Source organism: Streptomyces sp. NPDC043812 (assembly GCF_056436245.1).
This window is the reverse complement of sequence record NZ_JBWKCY010000015.1, coordinates 1-24967: the sequence shown is the minus strand read 5'-3', so window position 1 is coordinate 24967 and position 24967 is coordinate 1. Positions and strand designations below refer to the sequence as shown.

General features: G+C 70.5%; 27 protein-coding genes. 13 read left to right on the top strand and 14 right to left on the bottom strand.

What is annotated here, in order from left to right:
* Positions 1 to 100: 100 nt before the first annotated feature.
* Positions 101 to 1351, top strand: coding sequence for an MFS transporter (locus tag AC067Z_RS22135; protein WP_478791288.1), 1251 nt, complete (start codon positions 101 to 103; stop codon positions 1349 to 1351).
* 53 nt (positions 1352 to 1404) lie between these two features.
* Here AC067Z_RS22135 and AC067Z_RS22130 read toward each other — a convergent pair whose 3' ends face one another.
* Entirely contained in the window at positions 1405 to 1995 is a 591-nt protein-coding gene (locus AC067Z_RS22130; protein WP_478791287.1) for a suppressor of fused domain protein, read from the bottom strand.
* Positions 1996 to 2439: 444 nt separating this feature from the next.
* On the opposite strand from AC067Z_RS22130, the gene AC067Z_RS22125 reads away from it, so the two are divergent.
* Together AC067Z_RS22125 and AC067Z_RS22120 are read left to right on the top strand one after the other, a co-directional pair.
* Positions 2440 to 3555 carry a magnesium and cobalt transport protein CorA gene (locus AC067Z_RS22125; protein WP_478791286.1) on the top strand — a complete coding sequence of 372 codons (1116 nt, stop codon included), beginning with the start codon at positions 2440 to 2442 and terminating at the stop codon, positions 3553 to 3555.
* Positions 3556 to 3583: 28 nt separating this feature from the next.
* The gene (locus AC067Z_RS22120) at positions 3584 to 4096 is read left to right on the top strand and encodes a hypothetical protein (protein ID WP_478791285.1); all 513 of its coding nucleotides are present in this window, start codon (positions 3584 to 3586) and stop codon (positions 4094 to 4096) included.
* Between the two features lie 72 nt (positions 4097 to 4168).
* Here the strand turns inward: AC067Z_RS22120 and AC067Z_RS22115 are convergent, their stop codons facing one another.
* Positions 4169 to 4936, bottom strand: a complete 768-nt coding sequence (locus AC067Z_RS22115; protein WP_478791284.1) for a hypothetical protein — start codon at positions 4934 to 4936, stop codon at positions 4169 to 4171.
* A gap of 178 nt (positions 4937 to 5114) precedes the next feature.
* On the opposite strand from AC067Z_RS22115, the gene AC067Z_RS22110 reads away from it, so the two are divergent.
* From AC067Z_RS22110 to AC067Z_RS22100, 3 genes are read left to right on the top strand one after another with little or no spacing between them, the layout of a single operon-like run.
* The gene (locus AC067Z_RS22110) at positions 5115 to 6377 is read left to right on the top strand and encodes a magnesium transporter MgtE N-terminal domain-containing protein (RefSeq protein ID WP_478791283.1); all 1263 of its coding nucleotides are present in this window, start codon (positions 5115 to 5117) and stop codon (positions 6375 to 6377) included.
* On the top strand, positions 6370 to 6960 hold the full coding sequence (locus AC067Z_RS22105) for a DUF1003 domain-containing protein (RefSeq protein ID WP_478791282.1): 591 nt from the start codon (positions 6370 to 6372) through the stop codon (positions 6958 to 6960). The genes AC067Z_RS22110 and AC067Z_RS22105 overlap by 8 nt, the downstream gene beginning before the upstream one ends.
* Before the next feature lie 44 nt (positions 6961 to 7004).
* Positions 7005 to 8138, top strand: coding sequence for an Mrp/NBP35 family ATP-binding protein (locus AC067Z_RS22100; RefSeq protein WP_478791281.1), 1134 nt, complete (start codon positions 7005 to 7007; stop codon positions 8136 to 8138).
* A 94-nt stretch (positions 8139 to 8232) separates the two neighbouring features.
* On the opposite strand, the gene AC067Z_RS22095 is transcribed toward AC067Z_RS22100, so the two are convergent.
* The 5 genes from AC067Z_RS22095 to sigE all read right to left on the bottom strand — a co-directional run bounded on the left by AC067Z_RS22095 (position 8233) and on the right by sigE (position 13161).
* Complete coding sequence (locus tag AC067Z_RS22095) at positions 8233 to 8844, bottom strand: hypothetical protein (protein WP_478791457.1); 612 nt, start codon at positions 8842 to 8844, stop codon at positions 8233 to 8235.
* 199 nt (positions 8845 to 9043) lie between these two features.
* Positions 9044 to 9505, bottom strand: a complete 462-nt coding sequence (locus AC067Z_RS22090) for a sec-independent translocase (RefSeq protein ID WP_478791280.1) — start codon at positions 9503 to 9505, stop codon at positions 9044 to 9046.
* 111 nt (positions 9506 to 9616) lie between these two features.
* On the bottom strand, positions 9617 to 11329 hold the full coding sequence (locus tag AC067Z_RS22085; RefSeq protein WP_478791279.1) for a S1C family serine protease: 1713 nt from the start codon (positions 11327 to 11329) through the stop codon (positions 9617 to 9619).
* A 105-nt stretch (positions 11330 to 11434) separates the two neighbouring features.
* Positions 11435 to 12394 carry an anti-sigma factor family protein gene (locus AC067Z_RS22080; protein ID WP_478791278.1) on the bottom strand — a complete coding sequence of 320 codons (960 nt, stop codon included), beginning with the start codon at positions 12392 to 12394 and terminating at the stop codon, positions 11435 to 11437.
* On the bottom strand, positions 12391 to 13161 hold the full coding sequence (sigE, locus tag AC067Z_RS22075; RefSeq protein WP_478791277.1) for an RNA polymerase sigma factor SigE: 771 nt from the start codon (positions 13159 to 13161) through the stop codon (positions 12391 to 12393). The genes AC067Z_RS22080 and sigE overlap by 4 nt, the downstream gene beginning before the upstream one ends.
* A gap of 130 nt (positions 13162 to 13291) precedes the next feature.
* On the opposite strand from sigE, the gene AC067Z_RS22070 reads away from it, so the two are divergent.
* On the top strand, positions 13292 to 13969 hold the full coding sequence (locus AC067Z_RS22070; RefSeq protein WP_478791456.1) for an O-methyltransferase: 678 nt from the start codon (positions 13292 to 13294) through the stop codon (positions 13967 to 13969).
* 204 nt (positions 13970 to 14173) lie between these two features.
* Here the strand turns inward: AC067Z_RS22070 and AC067Z_RS22065 are convergent, their stop codons facing one another.
* Positions 14174 to 14341: a DUF3117 domain-containing protein gene (locus AC067Z_RS22065; protein WP_003966491.1), complete on the bottom strand. Its 168-nt coding sequence runs from the start codon at positions 14339 to 14341 to the stop codon at positions 14174 to 14176.
* A 309-nt stretch (positions 14342 to 14650) separates the two neighbouring features.
* On the opposite strand from AC067Z_RS22065, the gene chcB reads away from it, so the two are divergent.
* Positions 14651 to 15451 (top strand): 2-cyclohexenylcarbonyl CoA isomerase, encoded by an 801-nt coding sequence (gene chcB / locus AC067Z_RS22060; protein WP_478791276.1) that lies wholly within the window; start codon positions 14651 to 14653, stop codon positions 15449 to 15451.
* On the opposite strand, the gene AC067Z_RS22055 is transcribed toward chcB, so the two are convergent.
* Positions 15448 to 16032, bottom strand: a complete 585-nt coding sequence (locus tag AC067Z_RS22055) for a DNA-3-methyladenine glycosylase I (RefSeq protein ID WP_478791275.1) — start codon at positions 16030 to 16032, stop codon at positions 15448 to 15450. The genes chcB and AC067Z_RS22055 overlap by 4 nt on opposite strands.
* Entirely contained in the window at positions 16029 to 16382 is a 354-nt protein-coding gene (locus tag AC067Z_RS22050) for a hypothetical protein (protein WP_478791274.1), read from the bottom strand. Before AC067Z_RS22050 ends, AC067Z_RS22055 begins: the two co-directional genes overlap by 4 nt.
* A 119-nt stretch (positions 16383 to 16501) precedes the next feature.
* Here AC067Z_RS22050 and folP point away from each other — a divergent pair, with 119 nt between their 5' ends.
* A complete protein-coding gene (folP, locus tag AC067Z_RS22045; RefSeq protein WP_478791273.1) occupies positions 16502 to 17362 on the top strand; it encodes a dihydropteroate synthase in 861 nt (286 codons plus the stop codon).
* Between the two features lie 116 nt (positions 17363 to 17478).
* Here the strand turns inward: folP and AC067Z_RS22040 are convergent, their stop codons facing one another.
* On the bottom strand, positions 17479 to 18231 hold the full coding sequence (locus AC067Z_RS22040; protein ID WP_478791272.1) for an LOG family protein: 753 nt from the start codon (positions 18229 to 18231) through the stop codon (positions 17479 to 17481).
* Between the two features lie 133 nt (positions 18232 to 18364).
* Complete coding sequence (gene dapE / locus AC067Z_RS22035; RefSeq protein ID WP_478791271.1) at positions 18365 to 19444, bottom strand: succinyl-diaminopimelate desuccinylase; 1080 nt, start codon at positions 19442 to 19444, stop codon at positions 18365 to 18367.
* A gap of 39 nt (positions 19445 to 19483) precedes the next feature.
* Between dapE and AC067Z_RS22030 the strand changes: the two genes are divergently transcribed.
* Both AC067Z_RS22030 and AC067Z_RS22025 read left to right on the top strand, forming a co-directional pair.
* Positions 19484 to 20437, top strand: coding sequence for a VldE C-terminal domain-containing protein (locus tag AC067Z_RS22030; protein ID WP_478791270.1), 954 nt, complete (start codon positions 19484 to 19486; stop codon positions 20435 to 20437).
* Between the two features lie 310 nt (positions 20438 to 20747).
* Positions 20748 to 21176 carry an ATP-binding protein gene (locus AC067Z_RS22025; protein WP_478791269.1) on the top strand — a complete coding sequence of 143 codons (429 nt, stop codon included), beginning with the start codon at positions 20748 to 20750 and terminating at the stop codon, positions 21174 to 21176.
* Between the two features lie 76 nt (positions 21177 to 21252).
* Here AC067Z_RS22025 and AC067Z_RS22020 read toward each other — a convergent pair whose 3' ends face one another.
* Positions 21253 to 22347, bottom strand: a complete 1095-nt coding sequence (locus AC067Z_RS22020; protein ID WP_478791268.1) for a bifunctional succinyldiaminopimelate transaminase/glutamate-prephenate aminotransferase — start codon at positions 22345 to 22347, stop codon at positions 21253 to 21255.
* A gap of 130 nt (positions 22348 to 22477) precedes the next feature.
* The gene (gene fdxA, locus AC067Z_RS22015; RefSeq protein ID WP_003985062.1) at positions 22478 to 22798 is read right to left on the bottom strand and encodes a ferredoxin; all 321 of its coding nucleotides are present in this window, start codon (positions 22796 to 22798) and stop codon (positions 22478 to 22480) included.
* A 114-nt stretch (positions 22799 to 22912) separates the two neighbouring features.
* Here fdxA and AC067Z_RS22010 point away from each other — a divergent pair, with 114 nt between their 5' ends.
* Together AC067Z_RS22010 and AC067Z_RS22005 are read left to right on the top strand one after the other, a co-directional pair.
* Positions 22913 to 23908, top strand: coding sequence for a GNAT family N-acetyltransferase (locus AC067Z_RS22010; RefSeq protein ID WP_478791267.1), 996 nt, complete (start codon positions 22913 to 22915; stop codon positions 23906 to 23908).
* A 17-nt stretch (positions 23909 to 23925) separates the two neighbouring features.
* Positions 23926 to 24750, top strand: coding sequence for a transglutaminase family protein (locus tag AC067Z_RS22005; RefSeq protein ID WP_478791266.1), 825 nt, complete (start codon positions 23926 to 23928; stop codon positions 24748 to 24750).
* The last annotated feature ends 217 nt before the right edge of the window (positions 24751 to 24967 follow it).

The following is a 24967-nucleotide window of genomic DNA, read 5'->3' as shown; positions in this document are numbered from 1 at the left end:
CCTCCACCGGAAGAAAGTAGATGTAACTTGCATTCATTAGCCTGTCTAACTTATTGTGTGTACCCAGCACTCATCGGGACGGGAAAGCGGAGGACCCCTCATGCGCGGAGAGGAACACGACCACGGAGACGATCCGTTCGACGAAGGAGGGCGCAGCATCCTGCGGCAGCCGAAGGCCGTCTGGGCCACGGCCGGGGCGTCCGTCGTGGCCTTCATGGGCATCGGCCTGGTGGACCCCATCCTGCCGTCGATCGCCCAGGGCTTAGACGCGACGCCCAGTCAGGTCTCCCTGCTGTTCACGTCGTACTTCCTGATCACGGCCGTCGCGATGCTGCTCACAGGCTTCGTGTCGAGCCGCATCGGCGGCCGCCGGACGCTTCTGGCCGGGCTCGCGCTCGTGATCGTCTTCGCCGCGCTGTCCGGGACCTCCGGATCGGTGGGCGAGCTCGTCGGCTTCCGGGCCGGCTGGGGCCTCGGCAACGCCCTGTTCGTGTCGACCTCGCTCGCCGTCATCGTCGGCGCCGCGGCGGGAGGGAGCGCCGCCGCCATCCTGCTCTACGAATCGGCGCTCGGCCTCGGCATGGCCTGCGGGCCGCTGCTGGGGGCGCTGCTCGGCGACGCCAGTTGGCGCTATCCCTTCTTCGGCACCGCCGCGCTGATGGCGCTCGGATTCCTGTGCATCGCCGCGTTCCTCAAGGAACAGCCGAAGCCCGCGCGCAAGACGTCGCTGCTCGACCCGATCAGGGCGCTCGGGCACGGCGGCCTCGCATCGGCGGCGGCGTCGGCGTTCTTCTACAACTACGCGTTCTTCACGGTCCTGGCGTTCACCCCGTTCGTGCTGAACATGACGCCGTACAAGTCGGGCGCGGTCTTCTTCGCCTGGGGCGTGCTCCTCGCCGTCTTCTCGGTCCTCGTCGCCCCACGCCTGCAGAAACACCTCGGCTCGCTCAAGGTGCTCGGCGGATCGCTCGTGCTGCTCGCGGTGGACGTCGTGGTGCTCGGCTACGGCAGCCATACGACGGCGATCGTGTGCACTGTCCTGTCCGGCGCCTTCATCGGCGTGAACAACACCGTCTTCACCGAACTGGCCCTCGGCGTCTCGGACGCACCGCGGCCCGTCGCGAGCGCCGGATACAACTTCGTGCGCTGGTTCGCGGCCGCCGCCGCGCCCTTCCTGGCGCCGAAGATCGAGGAATGGAGCAACATCCACATGCCGTTCGTGGTCGCGGGCATCGCGGCGGCGGCCGGCGCAGGCATCGTCTGGGCGCGGCGCACCTCGCTCACCCGCGAGGCAGCGGCACTGGAACCGCGCCACGCCACGCAGGACGGGGTCACGGTCTTCGCCAACTAGGCCCTGTCCGGGCGACCTTGTCGGGCCGGACAGGACCTGGGGCCACGGGGGCGTCAGTCGAGCGGCACGGACCTGCGCAGCGGATCGCGCAGGTCCGTGCCGTGCGTCAGCCAGCGCTCCTGCAGTTCCGCCGCGCCGTGCACCCGTTTCCACGCGGCCTCGTTCGACGTCATCGGCAGCAGCGGAAGGAAACGCACCGGGTCCATCGGGTCGTCCAGCTCGAGGTCCTCCACCAGACCGCCCGGCTCTGCCACCAGCACAGAGCTGAACGGCGCACCGGGCCACAGGGGTTCACCCACGTCCAGCGAGGCGCCCGGCGCGACGACGACGCCCTCGACCTGAGGAGAAGCGCCCAGCACGGCGAGCGGACGCAGCACCTTGTCGGTCTCGGCGCGCCCGGCCCGTACGGACAGGACCAGTTCCGCGCGGGGGCCGGCGACCGGATCGGCGAAGGCCGCCGTGGGGTCGGTCATCGGGTGGGCGGACATGCCCAGGGTGGCGTAGCGCACGAGGTCGCCGTCGTCTCCCCGGAAGCGCAGGACCTCGATGCGGTCCGTACCGAGGAACGTCACCGCGGCGCGCGCGTCCGGTTCGCCGAGCGCGGTGTGCAGCCGGGCCTCGACCAGTGCAAGAACGTCTTCCATGTCGCGAGCATAAAACGCGTAAGGAACGGGCAAACACAGGGATTGGTCCGTAGTCGGCTGATAGGCTTGGCCGCTGGTCGGGACTGCAGGCAGACAGTGGCGTCTCCACGTCCCGATGACACATCGTCCCCCACGGGGGACCGGCCGGAGGAGGTGAGGCTGCGGTGGACCGAAGTCGATCGGGCAGTACCAGCAGCTCTTCCGTACGGCACCGTTCCGCACGCCACGTCTGATCAGGCGCTCCGCGACCGGTGAACCGAGGCCTTCTCCTATAGGGCCCATGGCATTTCGCACGACGGAAGAGCATTTCGTTTTTGCCTGTCTGTAGCGAACGCCGTCACCGCGCGCCCGCGGTGCCGCCCGCTTTGCGGACGTAGCTCTCACGTCCCCATTCCGGGCTGTGCCACGCCATGCACCGACGGCCTCTCCGTGAAGGAGCCAGCCATGTCGATGATCCGTGACCTGCGTGCAGCGGTCCGTCCCTCCCTGCGCAAGAGCAGCGCGCCGTACAGCACGTACGACCCCACTCGCGACCCCTCCGCCTCCAGCGCCGTCGTCGACTGCGCCGTGTACCGCGACGGCAAGCGTCTGGAGACCGACGCCTGCCAGACACCGCACGAGGCGATGCTGCGGGTGCGCGAGGGCGGCGGCTTCGCGTGGATCGGACTGCACGAGCCGACGGAAGCCGAATTCGCGGGTATCGCCGCCGAGTTCGGCCTCCACCCGCTGGCCGTCGAGGACGCGGTGCACGCCCATCAGCGGCCCAAGCTGGAGCGCTACGACGACACCCTGTTCACGGTCTTCAAGACGATCCACTACGTCGAGCATGCCGAGCTCACCGCGACCAGCGAGGTCGTGGAGACCGGCGAGGTGATGTGCTTCACCGGCCGGGACTTCGTCATCACCGTCCGGCACGGCGGCAAGGGCTCGCTGCGCGCGCTGAGGCACGGTCTGCAGAAGGACGCCGAACTGCTCGCCAAGGGCCCCTCGGCGGTGCTGCACGCCATCGCCGACCATGTCGTGGACGGATACATCGCGGTGGCCGCGGCGGTGCAGGACGACATCGACGAGGTCGAGATCGACGTCTTCTCCGCACCCTCCAAGGGCAGCACACGCGGCGGCGACGCGGGACGGATCTACCAGCTCAAGCGCGAGGTGCTGGAGTTCAAGCGGGCCGTCTCCCCGCTGCTGCGTCCGATGCAGCTCCTGAGCGAGCGCCCGATGCGGCTCATCGACCCCGACATCCAGAAGTACTTCCGCGATGTCGCCGACCACCTCGCCCGGGTGCAGGAGGAGGTCATCGGTTTCGACGAGCTGCTGAACTCCATCCTCCAGGCCAATCTGGCGCAGGCGACGGTCGCCCAGAACGAGGACATGCGCAAGATCACCTCATGGGCGGCCATCATCGCCGTGCCCACGGCGGTCTGCGGCGTCTACGGCATGAACTTCGACCACATGCCCGAGCTCGAGTGGAAGTACGGCTACCCGATGGTGATGGTGGGCATCCTGGGAGTCTGCCTGGCCATTCACCGCACATTGAAGCGCAACGGCTGGCTGTGACACCGACGGCTCTCGGTAGGCTGCGGGCATGACATCCCCACTGCTCGACCAGGCTCTCGTCGAGGAGGCCACCAAGAAGTCCGGTCTCATCTGGGTGCGCGGCGACGGCCCTGCGCGCGCCCTGTGGCATGTCTGGCACGAGGGTGCCGCGCATGTCGTCGGCGACGGCCCCGGCGAGCAGCCGCTGCCCGGTCTGGTGGCCGGCCAGGCTGCCGAAGTCACCGTCCGCAGCAAGGACAAGGGCGGCCGGCTGGTCGCCTGGACGGCGCGTGTGAGCGAACTCCAGCCGCGCTCCGAGGAGTGGACGGCGGCCGTCGGCGAGCTCAAGGGCAAGCGGCTGAACGCGCCGGACGCGGAGCAGATGACCGAGCGCTGGGCACGCGAGTGCCGGGTGCTGCGGCTCGAACCACAGGACGTGGTCACCGAGCTGCCCGCCACCTCTCTGGCGGCGCCGCCGCTGCCGAGCGCCGCGATCACCCGTGAACCGGCACCTGCCGCGCTCCCCCGCCTGCTGCTGAAGCGGCGCGGAAAGCGGCGTTAGGTTCCGACCCGCAGCGTTGTTCACACTGCTGATCGCGCGGGAGGCCGAGCGGGCGGGGCGCGCCCGGTCGTCTCAGCCGCCCGAGGTCTTCGGGAGCTGACCGCCGTAGTCCAGCGTCTCGCCCTTCGCCGGCTCGGCCAGGGTGAAGTCCTTGTCCCAGTCCCCGAGCGTCAGGAGGCCGGCGCCTCCCGCCCGGGTGAACCGCATCGGATACGGCTTGCCCGTCAGTGACACGTCGAGTATGCCGCCGGTGCCCTTGGCGGCCACGACCTGAATGGTCCGTGTGCCGCCGACCCGCGTCCGGTCGCCCTTGCTCAGCTCGCCCTGCATCCCGAGGAGCCCGTCGAGCAGCACGTCCATGTCCGTGAAGCCGCGGAACTGCTTGTACGAGGGGTCGCCCTTGGGGACCTTCACGTACTTGTCCTCCAGCTTGTCCGCCGCCTCCGCGTCCGACTTGCTGGGCTCCTTGCCGTCCTTGGCGTCCGAATGGCTCCAGAAGCCGGCGTCGGCCTTGAGGAAGAGGGTGTCGCCGATCCGCAGCAGTTCGAAGGTGTTGTCCTTCGAGGTGACGGACCCGGACCCGCCGTCCTGCTTGAGTCGCATGTTCAGCTTGTACGTGCCGCCCTTGCTGAGCAGGGTGCCGGACAGCCGGACCGAGGTGGCGGCGTCCGCGGCAGCGCGCGCCTTCGTCTCGATCTCCTGGGCGCCCAGTCTGCCGATCCCGTTCGTGCCGGCATCCGGATCCTCGCCGCAGGCCGTGAGCCCGGCGGTCAGCCCGGCGCAGAGCGCCACGGCGAGCGCGGCGCGACGGGCGCTGCCGGCCGAAGGAAGGGGAGTCACCAGCGCCCTGCCTCTCATCTGTGGGGGGATGGCAGACCGCAGCGTACCTGGGCTCGGTGCACGGGTTGGCAGAGAGCCGGACGGACGTGAGCCAGGGCGGTGCGGAACGGTACGGGCTAGCCTGAACCGATCGAACAGCAGCGTTTCCGGCAAAGTTCCCGGCGGAAGGAGGCGCGGCATGGTGGCAGGCGCCCCTCGCGTCTTCGTCTCGCATCTCGCGGGTGTGCCCGTCTTCGACCCCAACGGCGATCAGGTCGGCCGGGTGCGGGACCTGGTGGCGATGCTGCGCGTCGCACGACGTCCGCCCCGGTTGCTCGGGCTCGTCGTCGAGGTGATCAGCCGCCGCCGCATCTTCCTGCCCATGACCCGTGTCACGGGCATGGAATCGGGTCAGGTCATCACCACCGGTGTGCTCAACATGCGCCGTTTCGAGCAGCGCCCCACCGAACGTCTGGTGCTGGGCGAACTGCTCGACCGCAGGGTGCGGCTGGTGGAGAGCGACGAGGAGGTCACCGTCCTCGATGTGTCTATCCAGCAGCTGCCGGCGCGCCGCGACTGGGAGATCGACAAGGTCTTCGTCCGCAAGGGCAAGGGCGGTGCGCTGCGCCGCAAGGGCGAGGCGCTCACCGTCGAATGGTCGGCAGTCACCGGTTTCTCCCTCGAGGAGCACGGGCAGGGGGCCGAGAGCCTGCTCGCCACCTTCGAGCAGCTGCGCCCGGCCGACCTGGCCAATGTGCTGCACCACCTGTCGCCGAAGCGGCGCGCAGAGGTGGCCGCCGCCCTCGACGACGACCGGCTCGCCGACGTACTGGAGGAGCTCCCGGACGTCGACCAGGTGGAGATCCTCGGCAAGCTGAAGGAGGAGCGGGCGGCCGACGTCCTGGAGGCGATGGACCCCGACGACGCCGCCGATCTGCTGTCCGAGCTGCCCGAGGAGGACAAGGAACGGCTGCTGACGCTGATGCGCCCGGACGACGCCGCCGATGTGCGCCGGCTGATGTCGTACGAGGAACGCACCGCCGGCGGTCTGATGACCACCGAGCCGATCGTGCTGCGCCCGGATGCCACCGTCGCCGACGCACTCGCCCGGGTGCGCCAGGCGGACCTCTCGCCCGCGCTCGCCGCCCAGGTCTACGTGTGCCGGCCGCCGGACGAGACGCCGACGGGCAAGTACCTGGGCACGGTCCACTTCCAACGGCTGCTGCGCGACCCGCCCTTCACCCTGGTGAGCTCGATCGTCGACAGCGGTCTGCCGCCCCTGTCACCCGACACCGCGCTGCCCGCGGTCACCAGCTATCTCGCCGCCTACAACCTCGTCGCCGCGGCGGTCGTCGACGAGAGCGGATCGCTGCTCGGAGCCGTCACCGTCGACGACGTGCTGGACCACCTGCTGCCCGACGACTGGCGCGAGACCGAGTTCGAGGAGTCCGCCCATGGGTAGCGGCGGGGAACTCGGCTCGACCGAGCGTGGCGAACCCCGCGTCCTGTCCGGGGCCAGCGCGGCGTCGCGCCCCCGCGTACGGCTGGACCAGCCGCGCGCCCCGCGCCGCAGCCTGCTGCCGGACTACGACCCGGAGGCCTTCGGGCGGCTCTCGGAGAAGATCGCCCGGTTCCTGGGGACGGGACGCTTCCTCGTCTGGATGACGCTGACCATCATCGCCTGGGTGGTGTGGAACGTCAGCGCGCCGGAAGATCTCCGCTTCGACGAGTACCCGTTCATCTTCCTCACCCTCGTCCTGTCGCTGCAGGCGTCGTACGCGGCGCCGCTCATCCTGCTCGCCCAGAACCGTCAGGACGACCGGGACCGGGTCAATCTGGAGCAGGACCGCAAGCAGAACGAGCGGTCGATCGCGGACACCGAGTACCTGACCCGGGAGATCGCGGCGCTGCGGATGGGCCTCGGCGAGGTCGCGACGAGGGACTGGATCCGGTCCGAGTTCCAGGACCTGATCAAGGAGCTGGAGGAGCGGCAGGCGCTATTCCCGTCCGAACCCTCCGGGCACAGTGACGAAGGCGACCGCTGACAGGGCTTTCCGGAGGCGGGCATGGGCGCCGTACCATCGTCGGTATGGTTACGGAAGACGCGGTGCTCGAGGCACTGGCGACAGTGAACGACCCCGAGATCAACCGACCGATCACCGATCTGGGCATGGTGAAATCGGTCGACATCGGGGACGACGGCACGGTCGCCGTCACGGTGTACCTCACCGTCTCGGGATGCCCGATGCGCGAGACGATCACCAAGAACGTGACCGACGCGGTCGCGCGGATCGACGGTGTCAGCCGCGTCGACGTCTCGCTGGACGTGATGAGCGACGAGCAGCGCAAGGATCTCGCCGCGTCGCTGCGCGGCACGACCGCCGAGCGCGAGGTGCCGTTCGCCCAGCCCGGGTCGCTGACCAGGGTGTACGCCGTTGCCTCCGGCAAGGGCGGCGTCGGCAAGTCCTCCGTGACCGTGAACCTGGCGGCCGCCATGGCCGCCGACGGGCTGAAGGTCGGTGTCGTGGACGCCGACATCTACGGCCACAGCGTGCCGCGCATGCTGGGTGCGGACGGCCGTCCCACCCAGGTCGAGAACATGATCATGCCGCCGTCCGCGCACGGCGTGAAGGTCATCTCCATCGGCATGTTCACGCCGGGCAATGCCCCGGTGGTGTGGCGCGGCCCCATGCTCCACCGCGCACTGCAGCAGTTCCTCGCGGACGTGTACTGGGGAGACCTGGACGTCCTCCTGCTCGACCTGCCCCCGGGCACGGGCGACATCGCGATCTCGGTCGCACAGCTCGTCCCGAACGCGGAGATCCTCGTCGTCACCACCCCGCAGCAGGCGGCGGCCGAGGTCGCCGAACGCGCAGGGTCCATCGCCGTGCAGACCCACCAGAAGATCGTGGGCGTCGTCGAGAACATGTCGGGCCTGCCGTGCCCGCACTGCGACGAGATGGTCGATGTCTTCGGCACGGGCGGCGGCCAGAGCGTCGCCGAGGGGCTGACGAAGACGACCGGCGCCACCGTGCCCGTGCTCGGCCAGATCCCGATCGACGTCCGCCTCCGCGAGGGTGGCGACGAGGGCAAGCCGGTCGTGCTGTCCGACCCGGACTCGCCCGCGGGCTCCGCTCTGCGCACGATCGCGGGCAAGCTGGGGGGCCGTCAGCGCGGCCTGTCCGGCATGTCGCTGGGCATCACGCCGCGCAACAAGTTCTGACAGCTCGGCGGACGGGCCGACTTCGCGGGGCGAAGTCGGCCCGTCCGGCGTTTCCAAGGACACCAACGAAGGCGTTCCGGTCCCGCGCACAGGGCTACACGTACGCGGACACGTCCCCGATGGCCGAGAACCCCAGACCGTACGCGCTCATCCCCCGCCCGTAGGCCCCGATGTGCACGCCGGTGCCGGTCGTGCCCGCCAGCACCCACCCGAACTCCGACTCGCGGTAGTGGAACGGCGTCGGCACCCCGTCCACGGGCAGCGAGAGCGTCGACCACTCGGCGCCGTTCAGGTCGTCGGCCAGCTCGAACGCGGTTTCCGTCTGCTGGTCCAGCCAGTCGTCGCGCAGCGAATGGTCCAGTTGCGGGGGCCAGGTGTGGGCCAGGAGGCCCGACCCGGCCAGCCAGGCCGCGGAGGAGACCGTGGTGGCATCCAGCACGCCCGTGCCGTCGGCGCTGCGTCTGACAGGGCTCGCCACCACCGTCACGACCACGGCGAAGCGTTCCTTGTCCGCTCCGGCCGCCTCGGACCGTATCGACGGTTCGTCACCGTGGCCGACAGCACCGTGCTGGACGGTGCCGTCCGCGGCGGTACCCACCTGCATCAGCCGGCGCGGGCCTGTGAAGGCCTCGTCCAGTCCGTACCAGGGGAAGGTGGCGCTCATGAAGCCGTCGGCCGTACGCCGCGCAGCCGTTCCCCCCTGCATCGTGCCGGGGCCGTTGCCGCCCGGGGCCGACGCGGCACCGGCCGTACTCTGCGCCGTCAACCGACTCGTCGTCGCCATCTATCCGGCCGCCTCCTTCTGTCATCCACGCCTTCAGCGGCCCGCCCCCCTCGGGCGTCCTCACTGCCGGACAGATGGAGAGAATAGCCACCCGTTCCCTGTGCGCAGGGATTGACAGTCCTCAGGTGGCGTCGGCGTCGAACGGCGGGCGCTCGTCACGGGCCGGGTTTTCCCGCTTCTTCAGCAGGTCGGGGCCACCGGACGGGGAGCCGTTCACCGCGGCGGGGACGGAGCTGTCGGACACGCCGGAGGGCTCCTTGCCGTTGACGGCGTCCGTGACCTCGTTGATTTCCTTCTTGAGGTCGAAGCTGCTGCGGAGCTCCTTCAGTTCCTTCAGGTCGTCGTTCTCCGCGAGTTGCTTGCGGAGGTACGCCTTCGGGTTGAGGTCCTCGAACTCGAAGTCCTTGAACTCGGGACCCAGCTCGCTGCGGATGTCCTCCTTCGCGCTCTCGGAGAACGCGCGGACCTTCCTGACGAAACGGGTGAAATCCTGGATGACCTTCGGCAGCTTGTCGGGGCCGAAAACGAGCACGGCGAGAATCACGAGAGCGATCAGCTCAAGTCCGCCTATGTCATTGAACACCCTGCTGCTCCTCGTGTTCTCTGCGGCCCGCAGGTCGGATGGGGTCCGGGCCCGATCCACGGTACCCGGCCAAGTTGTCTGCCCGGTACCGGCGGGGCACCGGGCAGATGGTCATGAGTTGTCGGCCGATCCCAGCGTCAGCGTCACGGTCCGTTCGTTCGCCCCGCGCTTCAGCGTCAGTTCGAGCCGGTCGCCGGGGCGGTGGGCACGGATCTTGACTATCAGCTCCTCGCCACTGTGCACCCGCTGGCCGTCGACCTCCGTGATGACGTCACCGGGCTCGACCCCGGCCTTGGCCGCGGGACCACCGGGCGTGACCGACGGGGTGTCGTCCTTGCCCTTCTCCCCGACACGGGCGCCGTCGCCGGCGAACTTCATGTCGAGGCTGACACCGATCACCGGATGCGTCGCCTTGCCGGTGTTGATCAGCTCCTCGGCGACGCGCTTGCCCTGATTGATCGGGATCGCGAAGCCCAGCCCGATCGAGCCCGCCTGGCTGCCTTCGCCCCCAGCACCGGTGTCGGCCGCCCTGATGGCGCTGTTGATGCCGATGACCTGTGCCTTGTCGTCGACGAGCGGGCCGCCGGAATTGCCGGGGTTTATCGGGGCGTCCGTCTGGAGCGCGTCGACGTAGCTGACGTCGCTGCCGTCGCCCTTCTCGCCGCCGGCGGTGATCGGGCGCTCCTTGGCGCTGATGATCCCGGAGGTGACGGTGTTCTGGAGGTCGAACGGGGCTCCGATGGCAACCACGGGGTCCCCGACCTGGACGTTGTCGGAATTGCCGAGCGGCAGCGGCTTCAGCCCGGAGACCCCCGAGACCTTGACGACCGCGAGATCGTAGCCGCTGTCCTTGCCGACCAGGGTGGCCTCGGCCGTCTCCCCGCCGCTGAAGGTGATCGTGATGTCGCCCGACGTGCCGGCCGGGTCGACGACGTGATTGTTGGTGAGGATGTGGCCCTGCCGGTCGAGGACGAACCCGGTGCCCGTGCCCTGCTCACCGCCGCCGCTGACATGGAGGGTGACGACGCTCGGCAGCGCGCTGGCCGCGATACCGGCGACGCTGTCGGGGGCACGGTCGGCGCTTGCCCGTCCCGCCTGGGGAAGCTCCAACCGGTCGATGCCGCCGTTGCGTTCCACATAGGCGCCGATGGCGCCGCCCGTGCCGCCCGCGACGAGGGCCAGCACGACCGCGCCGATCAGCAGCGGGCCGCGGCGCTTGCGGGCCACGGGCTCACCGTGCTCGGTGAGCGGCCTGCCCGGTGCGCTCCACGGGTCGTACTGCAGCCAGACCGAATTCAGCGGCTGGGGCCGCTCCTCGGCCTGGTACGGCTGCGCCGACGGCTGGGGGTGGTGGTGCTGGGGGGCCGGCGGGACCGGCTGGTGAGGAACGTGCGGCTCGGGCACCGGGAGGACCGGTGCCGGCTGCGGCGCCGAGGCGTACTGCGGCGGTACGGGCGTGCCCTGGGCCGGGGTCGCCGCCGGATGCTGCACCGGAGGCGCGGGAGCCCAGGGGCCGGGGCCGCCGTACGGCGGGGTGCTGTAGGGATCGGGCTCGTGCAGCGGCGCCGCCGGCCTCGGCGGCTGCTGATCGGCGGCTGCGGCGGCCGTGCCGGCCGACGCCGTCACACCGACCGGTTCGGATGTCCGCGGATGCGCATCGGCCGGGGCGGCGGAGGCCGCCGTGCCGTCGTGCGCCTCGTGCTCAGCGGCGGGCTGCTGCGCGTCGGGCGATGCGGTGCCCTGGGGTTCGGAGTGCGTGCTCCGTACCGCACTGGGGCGGCTCCACCACTTCGCCTTCGGTCCGGTGGGCTTCCCGTCGTCCATGCTCTCCCCGCAAACTGCCGACCACTGCGGTACCCCCGCGGGGCACGCACCCTGGATTCAACCAGGTTTGCGAATCCCTGCGCAGGGGCCCGCGCATGCTCCCCGTCAGCGCGGAGGCGTCCGATGCGGAGCCGAGGCCGTCGAAGCGGCCAGATGTGTCGGGACCGCGGAGGCGGTCGGCGGCACCACGGATGCGGTGGCGAACTGGAACGCCGGCCCCTGCGGCCGCACCATCGGCGGCAGCGTGGAAGCATCGTTGAGCATGAGCGACGCCAGGAAGGGGTGCGGCTGTTGCTGCGCGTGCGGCGGGGCCGCGGGCGTGGCGTCGAGGAACGGGCGGGTGTTGTTCGACCTGGTCAGCCCGCTGCCGGAGCGGCGGCGGTCGCCCTCCGTCGTGCGGACGGAGGTGGCACCGCCGTTCGTCGTGGGGGCGGAGGACGGGCCGCTCGCTGCCGCGGACGGGCCCGTCGGGCGCACCGGGGTCACTTTGTTGCCGCCGCTCTGGCCCCGGGTGCTGCTCTCCGGGGAGAGGTCCAGCGGCACGGCTCCGCCGAGCGCGATGGCGGCGAACGACACGGCGCTGGCAGCGGCGAACGCGAACCTCCTGGCACGCCACGGCGACCGCTCAGCCTCCGCCCGGCCCACTTCGTGGATACGGAAGCCGCTGTCGGTGCCCGGGAGGGCAGCCGCGTGCGTACCCCCGGGGACGTATCCGAACGTCTCCCGGCGGGATTCGCGGGTATGTCCCGCGGACGCGTTCAGAGCTCCGAAGACGCCGTCGGCGGGGCGGCCGCCGAACGGCCCGCCCCTGTCGTCGTCCGCACCGGGGTCCGCCGGCAGCCCCTGAAGCCGCGCGAGCAGTCCCTCGGACAGCGGCGGCGGCGCGGACTGCGCGAACACGTTCTTCAGACGGCGCTGGGCGTCCGCCTCCGCCTTGCATTTGGGGCAGGTCGCCAGATGGGCCAGCACACGGTCTCTGACGTCATGGTTCAGCTCGCCGTCGACCAGCGCGGCGAGCCTGTCCCCCAGGTGTTGCTCCGCCGGGGTCGGACTGGTGCCACTCACGCCGGTCCGCCCTCCCCGGCGAGGCCGACCACGCCGGCCAGCGCACGCTGCTGCTCGGCGCGGGCCTCCGGGGACCGGTGCTGCAGCGCCTTGCGCAGATGGGAGCGACCGCGGTGGATCCGGCTGCGGACGGTGCCGAGCTTCACGCCCAGGGTCGCGGCGATCTCCTCGTAGGACAGCCCCTCGATGTCGCAGAGGACCACGGCGGCGCGGAACTCGGGGGCGAGAGTGTCCAGCGCCTGCTGCACATCGGCGTCGAAATGGGTGTCGTTGAAGACCTGCTGGGGCGACGGCTCGCGACTGGGCAGACGCTCGGCCGCGTCGTCGCCGAGGGCGTCGAAACGGATCCGCTGCTTACGGCGGACCATGTCCAGGAAGAGGTTGGTCGTGATGCGGTGGAGCCAGCCCTCGAAGGTCCCCGGGGTGTACGTCGACAGCGAGCGGAAGACACGGACGAAGACCTCCTGGGTGAGGTCCTCGGCGTCGTGCTGATTGCCCGTGAGGCGGTAGGCCAGGCGGTAGACCCGAGCGCTGTGCGTGCTGACGATCTCCTCCCAGGTGGGAGGGGTCCACGCCTGCGATTCCGCATCCGATGCGAAGGTCGCTGTGGCCACGGAGTCGGAGGGCACGGAACGGTCAGCATTCTTGGTCACGGATTTGGGCTCACCCACCGACCTGAGAAGGCGCCTGAGCACTCCTCCCCGATCCGCAGGTGCAGCCGCACCTCCCCTGTCAGCTCTGGTGGTGTCCAGCGGAGCCCCTACCATAGCCACCTCGCCCGTTAGCTCCGGATAAGAATCTTTACGCGGATTTGGGGCCGGCTTCCGGCCCTGATCCATGTGCTCTCCCGCTCTTTCACAACGCCTGGTCCCATCTGCGGGTTCCCGGGTGCAGCGGATACAGTCAGCGTCGCGCCAACTACGGGGACAGGAGAGGGTCATTACCGCCAACCGGCAGACGAGCTGGGCGTTCGCCGACGCCTTTGTCGCCGAGGACGACGCTCTGCGCTGGGCCCGGGAGCGGGCCCGGGAGTCAGGGCTGTCCTCGGTGTCGCCCGGCACCGGCTCCGCGCTGCGCCTGCTGGCCGCCACAGCCGACGCCAAGGCGGTGGCGGAGATCGGGACCGGGACGGGTGTCTCGGGGATCTATCTGCTGCAGGGCATGCGGCCCGACGGCGTCCTGACCACGGTGGACCTGGAACCGGAACGCCAGCAGTTCGCCCGCGAGGCGTTCCGCGCGGCCGGCTTCGCGGGGAACCGGGCACGCTTCATCCCGGGCGGCGCGCTGGACGTCCTGCCGCGGCTCGCGGACGGCGGATACGACCTCGTGTTCTGCGACGGGGACCGTACGGAGTCGCTCGAATACCTCGCTGAATCGTTGCGCCTGCTGCGACCGGGCGGCCTGGTCTGCTTCGAGGGCGTCTTCGCGGACGGGCGCACGGTGGACTCGGCGTCGCAGCCGTCGGAGGTGCTGCGGGTGCGCGAACTGCTGCGCACGGTCAGGGAGAGCACGATGCTGCTCCCGACGCTTCTCCCGGTGGGCGACGGCCTGCTCTGCGCGGTGCGCCGCGCCTAGGGTCTTTCGTTTCGATCCGGCTGATCCGGCCTGATCCGAACGAGAGGCCCTGGCGCTGCGCGCTCGCTCGCGCACGGCCCGGTCCGGGCGTGGCGCGTGGGGACTCCCCCGAGCCCGAGCCCGCAACCACGCACGGACCGCAAGCCGACGAAAACGCACTGCCCCGGCACATCCGTGCCGGGGCAGTGGAAATACAGGGGCGCGTCAGCCGACGACCTTCTTCAGGGCGTCGCCCAGTGCGTCGGCTTCGTCCGGAGTCAGCTCGACGACAAGCCGACCGCCGCCTTCGAGCGGAACGCGCATGACGATGCCCCGCCCCTCCTTTGTCACCTCGAGCGGGCCGTCGCCCGTCCGCGGCTTCATGGCCGCCATGCTCGTTCCCCTTCCTGAAACCAGCTCATCGCAGCCGGCGGCCCCATGAGAGGTGCTGTGTCACCGGCATCGAACACATTGCTTCCAGGTCATTATCCCGCATGGCGGGACCCAAAGACCAACATCAGTCGGCATCGCTTACGCAACGCGCTCTCGCAAAACCACCCAATTCGGCGATCCGCCTGCGATACTTCGCCGCCGTCGGCAGCCGCCCCGACGAAGATTGTTTGACGCAGGTCACATGTCCGCGCCAGGTGATCTCCGCCATGCTGGGCCTCGACACTGCTGTCAGAGCAAAGGGGACCCACCATGGCCGACACCGTGCTGTACGACGTGAGCGACGGACTTGCGACGATCACGATCAACCGGCCCGAGGCCATGAACGCCATGAACGTCGAGGCGAAGGTCGCCCTGCGGGACGCCGTGCAGGCGGCTGCCGCCGACTCCGCCGTGCGGGCGGTGCTGCTCACGGCGACGGGCAAGGCGTTCTGCGTGGGGCAGGACCTCAAGGAACACGTCGAGCTGCTCGCCCACGACCGCGAGTCGGGCAGCGGGGAGACCATGAGCACCGTGCGGGAGCACTACAACCCGATCGTCCGGGCTCTGACCGGGATGCCGAAGCCGGTGGTGGCCGGGGTGAACGGCGTGGCGGCTGGCGCGGGCCTGGGCTTCGCGCTCGCCGCGGACTACCGGGTCGTGGCCGACACGGCCAAGTTCACGACGTCGTTCGCGGGTGTCGCGTTGACCGCGGACTCCGGCGTCTCGTGGACGCTTCCGCGGCTCGTCGGCCCCAGCCGGGCCGCGGACCTGCTGCTGTTCCCGCGTTCGTTCTCCGCCCAGGAGGCGTACGAGTGGGGGATCGCGAACCGGATCGTGCCGGCGGACGACCTGGCCGCCGAGGCGGACAGGCTGGCCCGGGCGCTGGCCGAGGGGCCGACCGTGGCGTACGGCGCGCTCAAGGAGTCGCTGGCGTACGGCGCGGACCGGTCGCTGAGCGAGACGCTCGACAAGGAGGAGGAGCTGCAGGCCAAGGCGGGCGCCTCCGAGGACCACGCGATCGCCGTGCAGGCGTTCCTGGCGAAGGAGAAGCCCCGCTACCTCGGCCGCTAGGTCCGGCCGCCGCGGGCGAAGCAGTCCGCGAGGTGGTCGTCGACCAGGCCGCACGCCTGCATCAGCGCGTATGCCGTAGTCGGCCCGATGAATCGCAGACCACGCTTCTTGAGCGCCTTGGACAGCGCCGTGGACTCGTCCGTGACGGCGGGGACGTCGGCAATGGTGCGCGGGGCGGGGCGGGGCGCCGCATCGGGGGCGTACGACCAGATGAGCGAGTCGAGCTCGCCGGCGGGCCAGCCGGCGAGCTCGCGCGCGTTGGCCAGGGTCGCCTCGATCTTGGCGCGGTTGCGGATGATCCCGGCGTCGGCGAGAAGACGTTCCTTGTCGGCTTCGGTGAAGGCCGCGACCGAAGCGATCTTGAAGCCGTCGAAGGCGCTGCGGAAGCCCTCACGGCGGCGCAGGATCGTGATCCACGAGAGCCCGGACTGGAACGCCTCGAGGCACAGCCGCTCGAACAGGGCGTCGTCGCCGTGGACAGGACGGCCCCATTCCGCGTCGTGGTACGCCACGTAGTCATCGGCCGACAGGCCCCAGGGGCAGCGCAACCTGCCGTCCGGGCCGGGGACGACGCCGGTCACTGATCCGTCTCCTCACCCGGCTTGGTGAACAGGTCGCGGTGGCCGGACGCGGTCGCCTGTGCGCCGGCCAGCGCCGATTCGAGCTCGGCGATCCGCGCGTCCCGCTCGGCGAGTTCGGCGCCCAGCCGGGACAGCACCTCGTCCACGTCGTCCATGCGGTAGCCGCGTGGGGACACGGGCAGTCGCATGGCGTCGATGTCGGCGCGGCCCACAGGGCGGTCCTGCGGCAGGGGGTCGACCAGTTGCTCGGGCGCAGCATCGGGCAGCGCCGCACTGTCGCCGCCGCCGATCACGGCGAACGTGACCGCGGCGACGACCACGACCATCGCGATCAGCAAGAACAAGAACACGAGCGACCCTCTCCCCGAAGACCTCGGGAACTCCCCGAGCGGAAACCGTCCCGTGCCGATCGTGCCACGGGAGACTGACAGTAGGGTCGCAGGCGAACGATCTGAGGAGGAAACTGCGGATGCTGCGGCTGGGACGGCGCGAGTTCGACGCGCACGAGCCGGTGATCATGGCGATCGTGAACCGGACGCCCGACTCCTTCTACGACCAGGGCGCCACGTTCCGTGACGAGCCTGCGCTCTCCCGGGTCGAGCAGGCCGTGGCCGAGGGAGCCGCGATCATCGACATCGGCGGGGTGAAGGCCGGACCCGGCGACGAGGTGACCGCCGAGGAGGAGGCGCGGCGCACGGTCGGCTTCGTGGCCGAGGTCCGCAGGCGCCATCCGGATGTGGTGATCAGCGTCGACACCTGGCGGCACGACGTGGGCGCGGCGGTGTGCGAGGCGGGCGCCGACGTGCTGAACGACGCGTGGGGCGGTGTGGACCCGAAGCTGGCGGAGGTCGCCGCGCGGTACGGCGCCGGCCTGGTGTGCACCCACGCGGGCGGTGTGGAGCCGCGGACGCGCCCGCACAGGACCACGTACGACGACGTGATGGCGGACATTCTGCGGGTGACCGTGGGGCTGGCCGAGCGGGCCGTGGAACTGGGCGTACGCCGGGACGGGATCATGATCGACCCCGGCCACGACTTCGGGAAGAACACCCGGCACAGTCTGGAGGCCACCCGCCGCCTCGACGAGATGACGCGGACGCAGTGGCCGGTGCTGGTCTCCCTGTCCAACAAGGACTTCGTCGGCGAGACGCTCGACAAGCCGGTCAAGGAGCGGGTCCTCGGCACGCTGGCGACGACGGCGGTGTCCGCATGGCTGGGCGCACAGGTCTACCGGGTGCACGAGGTCGCGGAGACGAAGCAGGTGCTGGACATGGTGGCGTCGATCGCGGGACACCGCCCGCCGAAGGTCGCGCGCCGGGGCCTGGCCTGACGCCGTGCCCGTGGCCCCGGAGACGTCCGGGGCCGCGGGCACGCGCACGACGGGGAAGGGCGGCACGGCCCGTCCGGTGGGTGGGTCAGGGTCCGTCCGGTAGGGCCGGCATCGCCCTAGTGGCCGGTCTCCTTGGTGACCAGGGCCACCGCTTCTTCCACGTCGTCGGTGACGTGGAAGAGCAGCAGGTCACGCTCGGATGCCTTGCCCTGGGCGACCACGGTGTGGCGGAGCCAGTCGACCAGGCCGCCCCAGTACTCCGTGCCGAAGAGCACGATCGGGAACCGCGTGACCTTGCGGGTCTGCACGAGTGTGAGGGCCTCGAACAGCTCGTCCAGCGTGCCCAGTCCGCCTGGCAGGACGACGAAGCCCTGCGCGTACTTCACGAACATCGTCTTGCGGACGAAGAAGTAGCGGAAGTTCACTCCGATGTCGACGTGCTGGTTGATGCCCTGCTCGAAGGGCAGCTCGATGCCGAGGCCGACGGAGATGCCCTTGGCCTCCCGCGCGCCCTTGTTCGCCGCTTCCATGGAGCCGGGCCCGCCACCGGTGATCACCGCGAAGCCCGCCTGGACGAGCGCTCCGCCGAGCCGCACACCCGTCTCGTACTCGGGTGTGCCGGGCTGGGTGCGGGCCGAACCGAAGACGCTGATGGCGCTCGGCAGTTCGGCGAGGGCGCCGAAGCCCTCCACGAACTCCGACTGGATGCGCATGACCCGCCAGGGGTCGGTGTGCACCCACTCGGAGTCGCCCTCGGTGTCCAGCAGCCGCTGGTCGGTGGTGCCCGGCCGGATCTGTTCCCTGCGGCGCAGTACCGGTCCCAGTCGCTGCTCCTCCAGCTCGCGCAAACCCTCGGAGTTGCTGCTCATTGACCTGCTCCCTCCGCCGAACATCATGGTGCTTTGGGTCAGGGTAGGTCGGTGAACGTTACGAATGGCGAAATCAGGGCGATCCGGCAAGGTGCGATGTCAGGAAGGCACGTCGTGTGCCCTGGGGAGGAGGTCAGGCGGTGAGCCACTCCCGCAGCCGGTTCTCGCAGTGGGTGATCCTCTCGACGGCGACGTGCTCATCCCGCTTGTGGGCGAAGAGGGCGTCTCCGGGCCCGTAGTTGACAGCCGGCACGCCGAGCGCACTGAAGCGTGAGACGTCGGTCCAGCCGAACTTGGGCTGAGCGGTGCCGCCGACTGCTGCCATGAACGCGGCGGCGGCCGGGTGGGAGAGACCGGGCAGCGCACCGCCTGTGTGGTCGTCCACCACGAACTCGCTCACTCCGCAGTCCGCGAAGACCTCGCGGACATGGGCCTCGGCCTCCTCCATGCTGCGGTCCGGTGCATACCGGTAGTTGACGACCACGGTGCATGCGTCGGGGATGACGTTGGTGGCCACACCTCCCTCGATGCCGACCGCGTTCAGACCCTCGTGGTACTCCAGGCCGTCGATGACCGGTCGGCGCGGTTCGTACGCGGCGAGACGGGCCAGGATCGGTCCGGCGGCGTGAATGGCGTTGGAGCCCATCCAGCTGCGCGCGGAGTGTGCGCGCTCGCCCTGAGTACGGAGGTGGACGCGCAGCGTGCCCTGGCAGCCGCCCTCGACCTGGGCGTCGGACGGTTCGAGGAGGACGGCGAAGTCGCCCTCGAGCCAGTCGGGATGGGCGTCGGCCACATGCCCGAGCCCATTGAGGTGTGCGGCAACCTCTTCGTTGTCGTAGAAGACGAAGGTGAGGTCGCGGTTGGGCTCGGGCACGGTCGCCGCGATGCGCAGCTGGACGGCGACACCGGACTTCATGTCGCTGGTGCCGCAGCCCCACAGGATCCCGTTCGCGTCCAGTCGCGAGGGCACGTTGTCGGCGATCGGAACCGTGTCGATGTGCCCCGCGAGCACGACCCGCTCGGCCCTGCCCAGGTTCGTGCGGGCCACGACGTTGTTGCCGTACCGGTCGACGGTGAGGTGCGGCACGGCGCGCAGGGCCTGCTCGATGGCGTCGGCGAGGGGCTTCTCCTCGCCGCTGACGGAGCGGAAGTCGACCAGCTCGGCGGTGAGCGCCGGGCCGTCAAGGGTGAGGTCAAGCACGGTTTCGGGCATGGCCCCGACCTTAACGCCCCCTCCAGTACCGTGTGCGTCGTGTCCGAGACCGCCTCCCCCGTCCGGCGCGGCCGCCCCCTGCGCAACGCGGCCGCGCTTCTCGTGCTGCTGGCCCTCATCGGCTACGTCGTCGTGCAGTACGTCACCGGAGGCGGATCGCCGCGGTGCGTCGTGCGCACCGCGGAGGGCGGCGGGGCCTCGTACGAGCTCACGGCGGAGCAGGCGGACAACGCCGCGACGATCTCCGCGGTCGGCTCGGCCCACGGCATGCCGCAGCGAGCCGTCACGATCGCGCTGGCCACCGCCCTTCAGGAATCGGCGCTGCGCAACATCGAGCACGGTGACCGGGATTCCCTCGGCCTGTTCCAGCAGCGCCCTTCCCAGGGCTGGGGAAAGCCGGAGCAGATCCTCGACCCGGTCTACGCGTCGGCGAAGTTCTACGACCGTCTCGCCGAGGTCCCCGGCTACTCGCGGCTGCCGCTGACCGTCGCCGCCCAGCGGGTCCAGCGCAGCGGCTTCCCGCAGGCATACGCGAAGCACGAGCCGGACGCCACGCTGCTCGCGGCCGCGCTCACCGGGCGTGCGCCGGCGACTCTGACGTGTGACGCGCGGGACGGCGGCGCATCCGGCGATCCGGCGAAGGTGCGGACCGAGCTGGTGCGGGCGTTCGGGTCCGACGTGCTGCCCAAGGGCGGGGCGGGACGCGGCAGCGCGGGCGCTCCGAACCCGGCCGAGCTGTCCGTACCGGTGCCCTCCGCGGTGGACACGGACCGCGCCGGGGCGACCGGCCGCGGCTGGGAGCTGGCGCACTGGGCGGTGGCGCGGGCGGAAGTGCTGCGCATCGCGGAGGTCTCGTACGAGGGCCGGGTGTGGAGCGCCGAGGAGTCCGACAAGGGCTGGCGCAGGGCGCGCGCGGACCGGGAACAGCGCGCGGCCGACGGGAAGACCGCCGATCCGGGCACCGGCGACGTACGGATTCTTGTCGCACAGTAGCCCGACACACCACTCGAACGAGGCAATCCGATCCCCTTGAGTATCGGTCGCCGACACGCTTTTCCGAGCCGGTGCGCATCCCCTTCGAATCCCTTGCGTGCACAGGGAAGTGACGGTTCGCCAGCTGACCGGACATGGCAATGTTTGCCCGTTTTCGTACGAGGCCGATAATGCGACGCGTTACCAATTCTTTACCTCGGGGCACCGCAACTTCCCCCTCCCTTGCGGCGGTTGTCATGGCGTCCGAACGCCGGACGGCACCATCTCGCACCACACACTTTCCGAACGTCCTCTCGCTTCAAGGAGCATCATGTCCCTCCCCCTGACCCGTCGGATCGCCCGTGCCGCGCTGCTCATCGCGGCGGGAGCAGCTCCCGTGGTCGGTGCGGCCGGCTCCGCAGGCGCCATGGAACTTCCCAAGGCGCCGGTCGGCGGTCTGACGGCCCTGGACACGGACAGCGTCGACGGCACGGTCGGCGGTGTCTCGAAGGAGACCACCAAGGTGGCAGGCCAGGTCGGCGGCAAGTCGGTCCAGAAGGCCGCCCCCGCAGCGACCAAGGCCGTCGGCAAGGCCACCAAGACGGCGACCCCGCTCGCCAAGAAGGCGGCCGGTGACACGGCCGGCCAGGCAGGCGACCTGGTCGGCGGCGCGGCCAAGGGCGGTCTGCCGACCGACTCCCTCGGCGGCGGTGGCCTGCCCACCGGCGCGGTCGGCGGCGGCCTGCCGCTCGGGGGCTGACCCGAGCCGCACCACAGGTGAAAAAGAAGGGCCCCGGGAGCTTCGGCTCCCGGGGCCCTTCCGTGTGCGAGGGGGCTCAGCCCAGGCGCTTCACAGCCGCCTCGACCCGCTCGTCGGTCGCCGTGAACGCCACTCGTACGAAATGCTCGCCCGCCTGCCCGTAGAAGTCGCCCGGCGCGACCAGGATGCCGAGCTCCGCCAGGTGGGCCACCGTGTCCCAGCACGGCTCGTCCCGCGTCGCCCACAGATAGAGGCTGGCCTCGCTGTGCTCGATCCGGAAACCGTGCGCCTCCAGCGCCGTGCGCAGCGCCGCGCGCCGGGCCGCGTAACGGGCGCGCTGCTCGCCCACGTGGGTGTCGTCACCGAGAGCGGCGACCGTTGCCGCCTGCACCGGCGCCGGGGTCATCATGCCGCCGTGCTTGCGGATCTGGAGCAGCTCCCCGAGCACGTCCGCGTCACCGGCGATGAACGCGGCGCGGTAGCCGGCCAGGTTGGACCGCTTGGAGAGCGAGTGGACGGCGACGATGCCCTCGTAGGTGCCTCCGCACACGTCCGGGTGCAGGACGGACACCGGCTCGGCCTCCCAGCCCAGCTCCAGGTAGCACTCGTCGGTGAACACCAGCACCCCGTGCTCGCGCGCCCACGCGACGATGCGGGTCAGCTCGTCCTTGGGCAGCACCTTGCCCGTGGGGTTGGAGGGCGAGTTGAGCCACAGCAGCTTCAGCCCTGCCGGGTCGAGCTCTGTCGGGTCCTCGTAGACCACGGCCTCGGCGCCGGACAGGCGGGCGCCGACCTCGTAGGTCGGGTAGGCGAGGCGCGGGTGGGCGACCTTGTCGCCCGCGCCCAGGCCCAGTTGGGTCGGCAGCCAGGCCACCAGCTCCTTGGAGCCGACGACGGGCAGGACGTTGGTGTGGGCCATGTTCACCGCGCCGAGGCGTCCCTCGACCCAGCCGACGAGCGCGTCGCGCAGCGCGGCGGTGCCCCACACGGTCGGGTAGCCCGGCGAGTCGGCAGCCGCGACGAGCGCCTTCTGGATCAGCTCGGGCACCGGGTCGACGGGGGTGCCGACCGAGAGATCGACGATGCCGTCGGGGTGGGCCGCGGCCGTCGCCTTGTACGGCTCGAGCTTGTCCCAGGGGAACACGGGGAGGCGCGAAGAGACACTGGCCACGGCGGCGCTCGCTTTCTGGTGCGTGAGGCGTCGAAACACCTCGGTCCCGTACGGACGACGAGCCGTACGGGACCGGGGGCGTGCGGATAGGATCCACCGTCCTGCGGCGGACCGGCTGTCCTGCGTCGGATCAGCCGTTCTGCGGCGGCAGGGCGGCGATGAAGGGATGGTCCCGCTCGATCAGGCCGAGCTTGGAGGCACCACCGGGCGAGCCGAGCTCGTCGAAGAACTCGACGTTCGCCTTGTAGTAGTCCTTCCACTCCTCCGGGGTGTCGTCCTCGTAGAAGATGGCCTCGACCGGGCAGACCGGCTCACAAGCACCGCAGTCGACGCATTCGTCCGGGTGGATGTACAAGGACCTGGAGCCCTCGTAGATGCAGTCGACGGGGCACTCCTCGATACACGCCTTGTCCTTCACGTCGACACAAGGCTGCGCGATGACGTAGGTCACGCTGTCGTTCCTCCTCGGTAAGGGCTGGCTTGCGCGGGAGCGCGGCGTCGTCGATGCCCGCCCCTAGTATCTCCGTTCCCGGGGACGATCCGAACAGGAGGGGCGCGCAGAGCCGTGGAATTCATTGCCGGCGGACGACTCAAGGTCCGTATTACACCCACTGACGTGGGAAAACGAGTGTCCGTGCGGGCCCTGGGCGCGTCCGGCGCCCCGGGTGAGAAGTTCACCGACACGATCGGTGTTCTCACATCCTGGAACGGTGGTGTGCTGGTGATCACACGCCGTAACGGTGAGAGCGTCCACATCGCGGAAACCGCCCTGGTCGCGGGGAAGGAAGTGCCCGCCGCACCCGCCCGGCGGCGCGGGCCGGCGGCCGGTTTCGAGGAGCTCGCGCGGGTGACCGCGAGAGCGTGGCAGCCGGTGGAGAGCGACCGGCTCGGCGACTGGGAGCTGCGGGCCGCCGCCGGGTTCACCCGCCGGGCCAATTCGGTGCTGCCGCTCGGTGACCCCGGCATACCGCTCGACGACGCCCTGGCTCGGGTACGCGAGTGGTACGCGCGGCGCGATCTCCCGGCGTACGTACAGACGGCGACGGGCGCGGCGGGGACGCAGGAGGCGCTGTGCGCCGGGCTGGAGGCGCGCGGCTGGCGCCGCGAGGTGTCCGCCGAGGTGCAGATCGCGGGGCTGGCACCGGTGGGTGATCTGGACGCGGACGTGGCGCGGGTGACGCTCTCACGCTCCCTCGACGCGGCGTGGCTCCGGCGCTACCAGCGGTTCAGTGTGCCCGGACCACATGTGCTCTCCGTCCTCGGAAGCGGTCCTTCCGTGTGGTTCGCCTCCGTGGCCGGGGAGGGCGAGGTGCCTGCCGCCATCGGGCGATGTGTGGTCGACGGACGCTGGGCGGGATTCATGGCCGTGGAGGTCGACCCGGACCGGCGTCGCCAGGGGCTCGCCAAGGCCGTCATGACCGCTCTGGCCCGGCAGGCGCTGGACGAGGGCGCTTCTGCCGCTTGGCTGCAGGTGGAGACGGACAACGAGGTGGCGCACACCCTCTACGCGGGCATGGGTTTCGCGGTCCATCACCACTATCACCACTTCCGCGCGGCGTAGGCGGGTACGAGAGGCGTATGCACAACGAGTCCTGGCGGCAGCGGTTCGCCGAGGAGGCCCGCGCCGAACGCCCCGACCTGGCGCTGCTGTGCCTGCTGGTCGGTACACAGGCGGACCCGGACCTCGACGAGGCGGGCATCGACGCGGCCCAGATCGAGCTGGACCGCCTCGCGGGGCTGCTGCCGTACGGGCTGCGCACACCACGCGCATGGGCCACCGCGCTGTCGGATCTTCTCGGCGGCCGCGAAGGCTTCCACGGCACGCCCGGCGCCTACCAGCACCTGGAGTCCTCGCTGCTGCACACCGTGCTGCAGCGGCGCCGGGGTCTGCCGATCCTGCTCTCCGTGATCTGGACGGAGGTGGCCCGCAGGGCCGGCGGGCCCGTGTACGGGGTCGCCCTGCCCGGCCACTTCGTCGTCGGCTTCGGCGACCCTGACGCCCAGGTGCTGGCGGACCCCTTCGCGGCGGGCCGACTGCTGTCCGCCGAGGACACCGAGCTGTTGGTCGCGAGCACGACGGGTGCGTCTCTGACCCCGTCGATGCTGAGCCCGGCGGACGCGCTCACCGTGGTCTCGCGCATCCTCAACAACATTCGTGCCTGGGCCGCACCGCGTCCCGAGCGCTCAGAGGTCGCCCTGTGGGCGATCGACCTGCTGCTGCTCCTGCCCTCGCATCCCGCCCGGCTTCGCTATGAGCGGGCCCAACTGCTCGTGCAAAGGGGCGAGTTCACCTCGGGCGCGGCAGAGATGGACGCCTATGCGGAAGTGGTCTCGGCGGTCGAGCCGACCACGGCCGAGGCGATCAGAGGGCGGGCTCGGGCGGCGCGCGCGATGCTGAACTGAGCGAGTGACAAAGCGGCGCCGTCGGCCCTTCGCCATGGGGACGGGCATCTTCGGGATACGCGGCCGACAACTCGCCGCTCTCCTCGCACCCCCAACTGACAGCTCTCTGGACCCACTTGATGCCGACGGCGCGTCACATGAAAGGGTGATCGTCGGATTTTGTGCTTGCAGGTGGGAACGGGGGCGGTTGCGTCGTGGGGTACACGATTCCTGAGGG